We start from the raw sequence: 10233 nt of genomic DNA, 5'->3' as shown, positions 1-10233 counted from the left end.
CTTTTGAGCCAGCGACGCGGCTTGCTTAACGAAGCGGAAGAGGAGTTTGGACACATTCGGCTCTTCCGCTTCGCTTCCGCCTTCAGAGCGACGCTATCCTGCTGCCTTCTGCGGATTCAACAGAGCAAAATCATCAGATATTGAGCCAAAAGAATGCAAGAAAGAAATCCGATCTGACTCAGGATCAGGACTCAAATCGAGAGTCGACGACCTCTTGGATAATGGCGGCACATACGTACTGGTTATTTTTGAAGAATTAAGCGGCGTATCCCCACGAAATGATAAAGATATGTTTGAACGGAGGATGGAAGCGCTAGAAGAAGAGTTCGCTGCACAAGGTTATCCCGATGCAAACATCAGAATCTACGATAGCAGTAAAATCGTTGGGTTCGTTAATCGATTTCCTGCTCTCGTTGCGAAGTACAAGGGAATTGAACATGTGATTGATCATTCGACATGGCACCGCGAAGCTACAAAAGACATTGAAGAGTTCTTTCCCGATACCAAACGAGATAAACAAATTGAAAAAATTCAGAACGTTCTCAGAGATTCGAATGACCATTGTACTGTAATAAGGGTCACGGGACCACCTGATATTGGAAAAACGAGACTGGTCTACGAAGCACTTTCCGAAGACGATCTCCAAGAGCGAGTAATCTACAGCACGGCAAGGGAATTCGAATGTAGCGGCGTAGCCAGCCGTTTACGAACAAACCCAGACTGGTCAGCTATTCTTGTTATCGATGACTGTGACTCCAAGGATCACGAGCACTTTCAGCAACGGTTCAGCGGTGAATCTGACCGGTTGGCATTAATCACTATTTCTGCCGATCCAACCAGTACGGGAGCTGATCATCGTATTTCAGTGGAACAACTGGAGAAAAACAAAGTTAGAGAAATGATAGAGAGCTTAGATTTTGAGGTGAAAGAAAATGCCTGACTTTGACCGCATCGCCGAACTCGCCGATGGTTTTCCCAGCTTTGCAGTTATGATCGCTCGTAATGCAGCCAAGTCGGAGGAGCCGCTTGACAATCTCTTGGAAATCGGTGATGAAACACTCATCAATAAACTGATCGGCAGTGAGAACATGGGGGAACAGGAATTGAAGAAACACCGACGAGTTCTCGAAGTATTTGCTTTGTTTGACAAAGTTGAATGGAAGCTCGAAAACGAGGAACGCTCTGAAGAGGCCAGATGGTTGGCGGAGGTTGCCGGGTTTGAAGAGCACGAAGAAGAAATCGAGTTCAACGAAATCGTAGATTATCAAAGAGAACGCGGCATCCTCACTGGAGAATATTATCTATCTGTAAGCCCTCTTCCCCTAGCTACCCACTTGTTAGGTTCATGGCTCCGAAAACACGGCAAAACAGAGATCGAAGAGCTTTTTGAGCAAATGCCTCCCCAAATGTTCTCGCGCTTTGGAGAACGGATCCCGTATATGGCTGCGTATCGACCAGGCCGTCAATGGATCGCTGAAAGATTATCCCAAGATGGGATGTTCTACGAAAACGATGGGGATCTCCTAACAACCGACTGGGGTAGCCATCTTTTCAAGCAATTTGCTGAGGCAGCTCCAAGAGAAGCAATAAAACCACTTGAACATTTTATTGAACAAAAATCAGTTAACGAATTATTGGAATTTACCACTGGGCGACGGAATATTGTTCGGTCAATTCAATATATGGTCGTCTGGGATGATACATTCAAGCGAGCTGCTAAAATACTCCTTAATTTAGCAGAGGCCGAAAACGAGGAATACGCCAATAATGCGAGTGGCATCTTTACCAATCTTTTCTCACCGGGATGGGGGAAACTCGCACCGACAGAAACAGCACCTCAAGAGCGGCTTACAGTCTTAGAAGAGGCTATACGGTCAGATTCTGAGAAGCGGCAACTCTTAGCTGTGAAAGCCGCTGGTGTTGGACTACAAAATCCCAACCGAATCACGAAGACTGTTGGTCCCGAATATCAGGGTGCACGAGAGTCTCCGGATTTATGGCAGCCTGAAACTTATGGAGATTTGTTCGACTATTATCGATCTGTTTGGGAGTTCCTGCAGGAGGAATTAGACGAGATGCCCGAGCAGGTTCGTGGTGAAGCAGTGGAAGTGATGTTGGACGCGGTTAGGGGCTTAGCAAAACTTCATCCGTCTTTGTCACAGATGATTAGGAGCTCGTTAGAAGAATTCTCGGAGTATGATTGGGTTGATAATGGACGAGTGATTCGAACGTCAGTAGATTTAGTGCACTATGATTCCGATGAGTTAGAGGATATTGAGGAAGCTGAAGAATGGCGGTCTTTTGTTGTAGACATCTCTGAGGACAGCTTCGAAACCCAGTTGGAGCGCTACGTTGGTCTAAACCTTCTTGCGGATGATGATGTTTATGAGGAGAAACTGGGTGAACTTGCTGCTAAGGCTATTGAGGGCCCTCAGAAGCTTGAGTCACAGTTGGATTGGTTAGCTACTTCAGTCCCAAATCAATATCGAGCGAGGGAATTCGGCTATGAGGTCGGGACCCGGGATGAGAATAATTCCTTTTTGTCTGATATTCTTGCCGAGATAGATCAAGCACAGGATGATGATAGGTCGATTAGCTTTCTCAGCGGATACCTATCTGCCCTGCATGAGCGTGACGAGGCGGCGCGTCAAGAGGTGTTTGATGATATTCAACAGAATGATCGTCTTCGACCTTATTTGGTGGATCTCATCCGGCTGTCTGCAGTAACTCCGAGGGATGCTGAACGTATCGTTGAATTGATTCAAGAAGGAGAAGTATCAGCATCCAGTTTACGAGGACTCGAAATGGGCGGTGTTAGTCGCAACTTCGAGGAGCAAACGTTTCGGGAAATTGTCGAATTACTATTGGAAATTGGGGCGGATGAAGCTGCAACGATACTACCGACATTTTTCCATTACTATGTCTATCCGGACGAAGCTCCTGAACTCCCTGAGGAGTTGACGCTTGAACTCCTCACCCATCCTGCTTTCGTAGAACCTGAGCAAGATATTGTAGTTAGACAGGGTATCAGCCATGATTGGAAGGAAATTGCGCACGAATATATCCAACAACATCCGGATCATATCGATGATGTGTTAGAAACGATTCTCGACATATTAGGAGATAGGGGCTCGATTATAGGAGGATCTCCCGAAATCAAAGAGCTTCTTTACGACATATTGCGAGATCAGCCAGAGAGAACGTGGAATAAGATTACTACCGTCTTGGATGAACGGGACGAACGTCTTGTACCACTGTTCCATTGGTTTAGAGGGGATGCTCCACGTATTGATGATAAACCAATAGAATACGTACCACCCACCCATATCTGGGAGTGGATTGAAGATAATGAGGAGGTAAATGCGATTCTTGCAGCCCGGATAGTACCAGCTGAGTTTTTCCACAGTAATGAACGTATTTGTCTTGCGCAAGAACTACTCAAACGATATGGAGATCGAGAAGATGTCCGTAATGAGCTAAGCGCGAATTACCATACCGGATCCTGGATGGGGCCGGAGAGTAAACACTATCAGCAAAAGAAGGACCAATTAGAGTTATTCAAAGAAGATGAAAGTAATGAGAATGTGCTGCGGTGGATAAACGATGAAATAGACGCTCTTGAAGAACAGATAGAACAGGCTAAGAAAAACGAAGAACGACTGGGATTCGATTCAGATTGAGCGAAGGCTTATGACATATAGTCTGATAGTTTTGAATCATAGGCTCATACGCCGCGTGTTTAAGTGGTCGGCGTAGTTAGACTACACCACAGAAGTCGGAAGCCACCACGCCGAATTGGCGGACGGAGACGACCTGAGCTTAGATCAGCGATCTCGCGCAGGTCCCCGAATCGCCGAGTTCAGTCGGAACATACCTCAGAAATACTAGCTATCTGGGGTATGCCTTCCAAGCTCATGGCCCGGGTTCAAATCCCGGCCGGCGCATTTCTCGAACGAGGTGAGAGAAATCGCCGACGGATTTGAACCCTATCAGTCGCGCGCAGCGAGCGAAGCGAGCGAGCACGTCTGATTCCGGTTCAAATCCCGGCCGGCGCACTCTCCGACAGAGAACTTCTCTGTAGTCAATTCTCAATCCAGTGCTACCGGAAAGAATATCAGTCGAAAAGTGGTCCTACCACGAAAATGAGAATTTTCTGGCTGAGATTCTGGGTATTGGTTTCGTCATTTTGGGTTACGAAACCACTGGTAGGTAGTTACGGTGTACTCAACGATCATAGTAGTTGAGACTGGCCGTCTCAAGCTACACGATTCTCGAACTGCTTCGACGAGGCTAGGGGCGGAGTATCCTCGTCAGCAATTTCGTCGCTTTCATACCTAACACCCATTACGGTTGACACCGTATTTCTGCTCAACGATGTCCATCGACCGAGATACCTTCGAGAAGACGAGCGAGGACGAACTCGAGGAACTTTCCGTACCGGATCAGGTCCTCGGATTTCTCGCCGCCAACGATGATCGCGCGTTCAAGGCCCGCGAAATCGCCTCTCAAATCGGTCTCGATGAGGGCGCGGTCAGCACCGCGCTCTCGAGGCTGAAGGACCGCGATCTCGTCGAACACAAAGCGACGTACTGGGTGATAACCGACGACACAGAGCGACTCGACGGATACAGCGGGTACGAACGAGCGACCGCCCTGTTCAACCAGCGACTCGGTACAGAGGACAAGGAATCCTGGCGCGAACACGCACCCGAGGAACCACATCCGAGCGTCGAGGACGAACAGTGACCGACGAGGAGAGACCGATTTTCGAGCGTGGCGACGTCGTCTACGGGGACGATCCGTTCAAAAGCGAGGAAGATGATCGGCCCTGGCTCATTCTCTCGAATCATGAAGGCCGTCCGTTCCACGGCGAGCAGTATATTGCGCTCACGTTGACGTCGAAATCCTGGATGGACGGCCTGATCGACGTTCCTGGTGGGAGTTGGCTTCGTGGGGGGATCCCGGATGTGAGTCGGATTGTCCCGTGGGGAGTCCAATCAATTGACCACGAGGATATCGACTTCTGGCAAGGTCGCCTTGACAGCGATCTCGTCGACGAGGCGGTTGCTGCGCTCGTCGAAGAACTAGACTAGTGGAGACCCGTTGAGATTCTATTTATCGAAGGTCTTCTACTGAAATCGCCGCAGGATTTGCATCAGAGAGCGAGCGACCGTGGTTCAAATCCCGGCCGGCGCCTCCTTCCGTCGGTCGCATGCCGTCCGTAACCCAACCGTGCTCGAACGGAGTTCACGCGCGGAAACGAGAGAGCGTTACGAGTGGGCGAGGTTCAACTCGATCTCGTTCACGACGCTTCGGACGAGATCCGGCAACTCGCGTTTGAACCGCTCGCCAGTGAGGCGATGCGTTGGGCCTGCGACGGCCAGCGCACCGAGGACGTCCCCGTCCGGCCCCGTGACGGGAACGGCCACCGATCGGAGCCCTTCGGTGCTCTCCTCGCTGTTGAACGCCACTCCCTGGTCCCTGATCTCCGCGAGTTCCTCGAGGAGTGCCGCTTCGTCGCCGATCGTCTGTGGCGTCGCTGCCGGGAGGCCGTGGCGGTCGACGATCTCGCGAACCCACTGGTCGGAGTAACGCGAGAGGATCGCCTTCCCCGCTGCCGTCTGGTGCATCCGAAAACGACGACCCTCACGGCCGCGCGAATACACGCCGCCGTGGCTGACCTCCCGGTAGAGGACGACCGCGTGGCCGCGCTCTTCGACGGCGAACTGGGCGCTCTCTTCGGTCTGTGCCGCGAGGTCGCGCAGTTTGTGTTTGATCTCCGTCGATACCGGATACTGCTCACGCACGTGCGCACCCAAGTCCAGGTACCGGAGTCCGAGCCGGTACTCCTCGTCGTCCTTCACGACACACCCGTGTTTCATCAGCGATCGTAGGTGTTTGTGGACTGAACTTTTCGAGAGCCCGGTCCGCTCGGCGAGGTCGGTCACGCCCGCCCCCCCCGACTCGCGAAGGGCCGTAACGATAGTGAACGACGTATCGATGCTCTGTATCGTCGATCCACCCGATCCAGGGTCGATTCCTCCGGGCTTCCACTCTTCCATCGGATCGGAATGGACGAAGAACGAAGAAGAAATTTTCGCTGATCGGAAACGATTTTGAATACCGTTTCTTGATAATAGACGGGCCGTCGGACACGGATCCCTCGTCTCCCCTCCACTTTCGACGTCTCGAATCGATGTGCGTCGCCGCTACGGTCGTCTTCAACGGGATCCGACGACGGCGAAGCGCGTCCGTCGGCGACGTGGTGTCGACGAATGGCGTTCTGCCGTCGAGAATCGCCTCGGTGTATATGTATGTCATCGACCACGGGGATCGTATGAGTTCGACAGCGGAACGGCGGATTCGATCGATCGACGACCTGGAAGTCGTCGTCGACACGGACTTCCACCTGACGGAGCGCCAGGAGGACATCTTCCCGTACCTCGAGAGCCCGTTCGACGAGTTGTTGAACAGCCAGCAGGGTGACGACTACGGGTACCTCGGTCGTGTCTATCCTGCCCACGGGATGGTGTACTCCGTGACGATCGGGAAAGCCGACTCGGAGACCGTCCGTACCAAGGAGGACATTCGAACGGGACGGGATCTCGTCGAGTGGGACAAGGCGATCATCACCCCGACCCAGAACCTCTATCTCGGGGCGGTTCACCACGACGACCTCGCCGCCGCGCTCGCGACGGCGTACAACAGTTGGCTCCTCGACGAGATCGTCGACCCGGACGACGGCCTCTACGGAGCCGCCCTCGTTGCCCCCCAGAAGCCGCAGAAGGCCGCTGAGGAGGTCGAACGCCGCGCCGACGAGGACGGCATCGCGGCGGTGATGATCCCGAGCGGATCGGTCGATCCGCTCCTCGGGCACGAGTCCTACTACCCGCTCTACGACGCGTGCGAGCGGGCTGGATTACCGATCAAGATGCACAACGCCGCCGGCACGATGATGACGCGGTTCCCGTCGACGTGGCAGGCGATGGACCGGGCCCTCCCGGTTCACGCGACCTCACATAACATGATGCACCAGACGAACCTGGCGGACATGTTGACTCGAGGGGTTCCCGAACGCTTTCCCGATCTCACGTTCGTCATCCAGGAGTCCGGTCTCGGCTGGTATCCGTACTTCATGCGGCGGTTCGATCACGACTACATGGGCGCAAAGTGGGACGCGCCGATGCTCGAGAAGCGTCCCAGTGAGTACCTCAAAGACCAGTTCTACGTGACGAGCCAGCCCGTCGAAGGTCTGGACGATCCGGAATACCTCACGGAGACGATCCGGCACTTCGAGGGCGAGGACAGCCTGATGTTCTCCTCGGACTACCCGCACTTCGACTTCGACAACACCGGAGAGCTGCTGAAGATCCTTCGGTCCGAGTTCTCGAGCGAGGAGATCCAGAACGTCTACGGCAAGACCGCGGAACGAGTCTACGCCTTCGACTGACCATGAGTGAATCCACACGACCGAACATCGATCGGGACGACCTCCATCACGTCATCGCGGCGCAGGACATCGCCGACGGCGAGCGCGTCATCGTCGAGATCGCGGGGCGTGAGATAGCGGTCTTCAACTCGAACGGAGAGCTTCACGCGCTGTCGAACTACTGTACACACCAGGGAGGGCCGGCCTGTGAGGGTCTATTGAGCGGAACCCTCGACGTCGACGAGGACGACGAACTCGTCTGGGCGTGTGAAGACGAGATCGTCGCGTGCCCGTGGCACGGCTGGGAGTTCGACATCACCGACGGCACCCACACGGCGAGCGACGATTACCGGCTGCCGACGTACGACGTTCACGTTCGGGACGGCGAGGTCTACGTCGAACTGTAGCCCGCGTTGGCTCGAGACGAACCACCCTCGATACGACTACCCGAACGAACCCCTCGGACGATGACTCGGTACCCCGAGAAACGATCGCGACGAGACGGCATCGAATCGCCGGACTGGCTCGACGACGACGAACCGTACGCCGACGTCGACGTCGACCGGCTTCCGGACTGGTGGCGCGACGTGGTCCGGGAGTTCGAGGAACACGACCTCCCCCCGTATCGACCGCCGCGGTTTGCGGACGGCGTGCTCGTCCCGCCGCTGCTCGAGCGGCTGGAGGCGGAGCACGGCGTCGAGATCCAACTGATGAGCATCGACGTCGACCATGGCGACGCGTGGGGGCTCCGCGTCGACGGGAAGGTCATCGCCGCGGTCGAGCGGGAGCGAACGGCCGACGGGCGTACACGGTACGGCATGACGGGCGAGGAGTTCATCGACGTCGTGCGGGAACGGGTGGAAGCGGTCCCGGACGCGTCGGACCCGAACGATCGGAGGTAGCGGTCTCCGCCGGGCTGCCGGCGGTGTGGGGGAGTCGCATCGCTCACGACCTCCCCCTCGCGACCGCTCGACGATCCGTCCACCGCCGGCTTCGAGGGGGTTTCCTCCCGGTCCCCACAGCACGACCGAGCGATCGATGGGTCGCGTTCGGGTTCGACCGCGGTGATCATCCGTCGAGTTCGACGGCGGCGCGTTCTCAGCCTCTCGAAACGCTTCCCGTCGCGCGGGAGCCGTCGCCGGTGTATAACTCGGTTCCGAGCCGACGTCCACACGTGAGGTGACGCTCATGGCATACCAAACGGGGAATCCCCTGACGACCGACGTCGAGTTCGCACTGGACGGCCCGTGGACCGCCTACTGGGTCGCGTTCCTGCGCGTCGTCACCGGCTGGTGGTTCTTTCACGCCGGCGTGACGAAGCTCATCGAGGACGGGCTGGCGTACACCTACGGCCCGGCGTACATGTCGGAGATGACCGGCACCGCGCTCGGTCCCATCCCGGTCTGGATGGGGAACAACCTCGCGTGGCTCATCGAGCCCGGCGTCCCGCTGTTCGAGACGCTGATCGGGCTGGCGCTCATGGCCGGCGTGCTCACCCGCTTCGCCGCGTTCGGCGGGGTCATCTTCATGGTCCTGTTCTGGATCGGCAACGCCGGCTTCGGCAACGGCCTGGTCAACGGCGACTTCATGGGCCTGCTGTTGTTCCTGACCGTGATCGTGTTGGCCGCCGGCCGGTACTACGGCCTCGACGCGGTCATCGAGCGCACCGAGTTCGTCAAGCGACGCCCGAAGCTGCGGTACCTGCTCGGCTGAGGAGGTGACACCCAATGAACGACCTAGACATCATCGACAGGGCGGCGATGGCGCTGAGCGCCGGACTGATGCTGGTGGGGATCGTCGTGTTCGGCACGATCGAGATCCTCGCCGGGCAGCCGTACAGTCCGGTCCCGATAACCAACGACGCGGGCGAGGTGGTCGCGACCCCGCTCGTCGACCCGACGCTCCGGACGGCCTTCGTCCTCGCCGGGATCGGAGTCCTCGGCCTCTACGCGGCCTACAGGCTCGTGACGCCGGTGCCGGAGGAGACGACGGAGCGGACCGGCGTGACGGCCGACTGACGCCCGCGTTTCGCCCGCGACGCTTCCGGTTCTACGGCTCTTCCGACTCTCCTTCGTCCCGGCCGCGACCGATCACCCGTCGGACCGACGGGTCCGCGTCCCCGACGCGCGGACGACCCCGTAGCAGTTCCCGCTCGAGACGTCGACGTCGTCGACGCGGAGGTCGCTCGCCGCGAGGTCCTCCTCGAACTCCTCGGGGTCGTAGACGTGGTAGTACCGGGGAACCGTCTCGCCGCCGGGGAGCGTCCAGTCGACGGTCGTGTCGAACCCCGACTCGCGGTCGAACCGGTCGTGGGCCGTGCTCCACGCGCTCACGAGCGCGACCCCGCCCGGCCGGAGGACCCGCGCCAGCTCGTCCAGGCTCCGGAGCCGTGCGGCCCGCGGCGAGAGGTGATGGAGCGTGGCGACGTATACCGCCAGGTCGACCGCGTCCCCCGCGATCGGGAGCGCCGCCGCGTCGCCGTGGACGAACCCGACCCGGTCGTCGAACTCGCGTTCCCGCGACCGGCGCACCGCCTCACGGAGCAGTCCGCGGCTGATATCGATCCCGACCGCCCGCTCCGCCCGGTCGGCCAGAAGCTCGGTGTGCCGCCCGTTCCCGCAGCCGACGTCGAGCGCGCGGTCGACGCGTCGTCCCTCGAGGAACGACTCGACCTCGGGCCAGGCGTACTCCCGCGTCTTCGAGAAGTGGCCGGCGATCCGGTCGTACGTCGACTGCGGGTCCATACCCGGCGATCGGTGGCGACGGACATAGGTTCGGTGGACCCGCCCGCTCCCTGGTTCTCC

At 57.1% G+C, this 10233-nt stretch carries 11 protein-coding genes; 9 read left to right on the top strand and 2 right to left on the bottom strand.

Going from position 1 to position 10233, the window contains the following annotated elements; genetic code table 11:
- The first annotated feature begins 46 nt into the window (after positions 1-46).
- The 4 genes from NO889_RS06695 (at position 47) to NO889_RS06680 (ending at position 5093) form a co-directional block, all read left to right on the top strand.
- Positions 47-940 carry an ATP-binding protein gene (locus NO889_RS06695; RefSeq protein WP_256411510.1) on the top strand — a complete coding sequence of 298 codons (894 nt, stop codon included), beginning with the start codon at positions 47-49 and terminating at the stop codon, positions 938-940.
- On the top strand, positions 933-3680 hold the full coding sequence (locus NO889_RS06690) for a hypothetical protein (protein WP_256411509.1): 2748 nt from the start codon (positions 933-935) through the stop codon (positions 3678-3680). Before NO889_RS06695 ends, NO889_RS06690 begins: the two co-directional genes overlap by 8 nt.
- A gap of 694 nt (positions 3681-4374) precedes the next feature.
- Positions 4375-4746 (top strand): MarR family transcriptional regulator, encoded by a 372-nt coding sequence (locus NO889_RS06685; protein WP_256411508.1) that lies wholly within the window; start codon positions 4375-4377, stop codon positions 4744-4746.
- Positions 4743-5093 carry a type II toxin-antitoxin system PemK/MazF family toxin gene (locus NO889_RS06680; protein WP_256411507.1) on the top strand — a complete coding sequence of 117 codons (351 nt, stop codon included), beginning with the start codon at positions 4743-4745 and terminating at the stop codon, positions 5091-5093. The genes NO889_RS06685 and NO889_RS06680 overlap by 4 nt, the downstream gene beginning before the upstream one ends.
- A 177-nt stretch (positions 5094-5270) precedes the next feature.
- Here the strand turns inward: NO889_RS06680 and NO889_RS06675 are convergent, their stop codons facing one another.
- Positions 5271-6062, bottom strand: coding sequence for an IclR family transcriptional regulator (locus tag NO889_RS06675; RefSeq protein ID WP_256411506.1), 792 nt, complete (start codon positions 6060-6062; stop codon positions 5271-5273).
- 275 nt (positions 6063-6337) lie between these two features.
- Here NO889_RS06675 and NO889_RS06670 point away from each other — a divergent pair, with 275 nt between their 5' ends.
- From NO889_RS06670 to NO889_RS06650, 5 genes are all read left to right on the top strand, one after another.
- Entirely contained in the window at positions 6338-7450 is a 1113-nt protein-coding gene (locus tag NO889_RS06670; RefSeq protein WP_256411505.1) for an amidohydrolase family protein, read from the top strand.
- Between the two features lie 2 nt (positions 7451-7452).
- Positions 7453-7836 carry a Rieske (2Fe-2S) protein gene (locus NO889_RS06665; protein WP_256411504.1) on the top strand — a complete coding sequence of 128 codons (384 nt, stop codon included), beginning with the start codon at positions 7453-7455 and terminating at the stop codon, positions 7834-7836.
- A gap of 60 nt (positions 7837-7896) precedes the next feature.
- Complete coding sequence (locus NO889_RS06660; protein ID WP_256411503.1) at positions 7897-8331, top strand: hypothetical protein; 435 nt, start codon at positions 7897-7899, stop codon at positions 8329-8331.
- Between the two features lie 286 nt (positions 8332-8617).
- Positions 8618-9142 (top strand): DoxX family protein, encoded by a 525-nt coding sequence (locus tag NO889_RS06655; RefSeq protein WP_256411502.1) that lies wholly within the window; start codon positions 8618-8620, stop codon positions 9140-9142.
- A 14-nt stretch (positions 9143-9156) separates the two neighbouring features.
- Entirely contained in the window at positions 9157-9447 is a 291-nt protein-coding gene (locus tag NO889_RS06650; RefSeq protein ID WP_256411501.1) for a hypothetical protein, read from the top strand.
- A 72-nt stretch (positions 9448-9519) separates the two neighbouring features.
- On the opposite strand, the gene NO889_RS06645 is transcribed toward NO889_RS06650, so the two are convergent.
- Complete coding sequence (locus tag NO889_RS06645) at positions 9520-10173, bottom strand: class I SAM-dependent methyltransferase (protein ID WP_256411500.1); 654 nt, start codon at positions 10171-10173, stop codon at positions 9520-9522.
- Positions 10174-10233 lie beyond the last annotated feature (60 nt).

Source organism: Halorubrum rubrum (genome assembly GCF_024494685.1).
Lineage (GTDB): Archaea > Halobacteriota > Halobacteria > Halobacteriales > Haloferacaceae > Halorubrum > Halorubrum rubrum.
The sequence above is the reverse complement of the archived record's forward strand: the minus strand, read 5'-3'. Positions and strand labels throughout refer to the sequence as shown.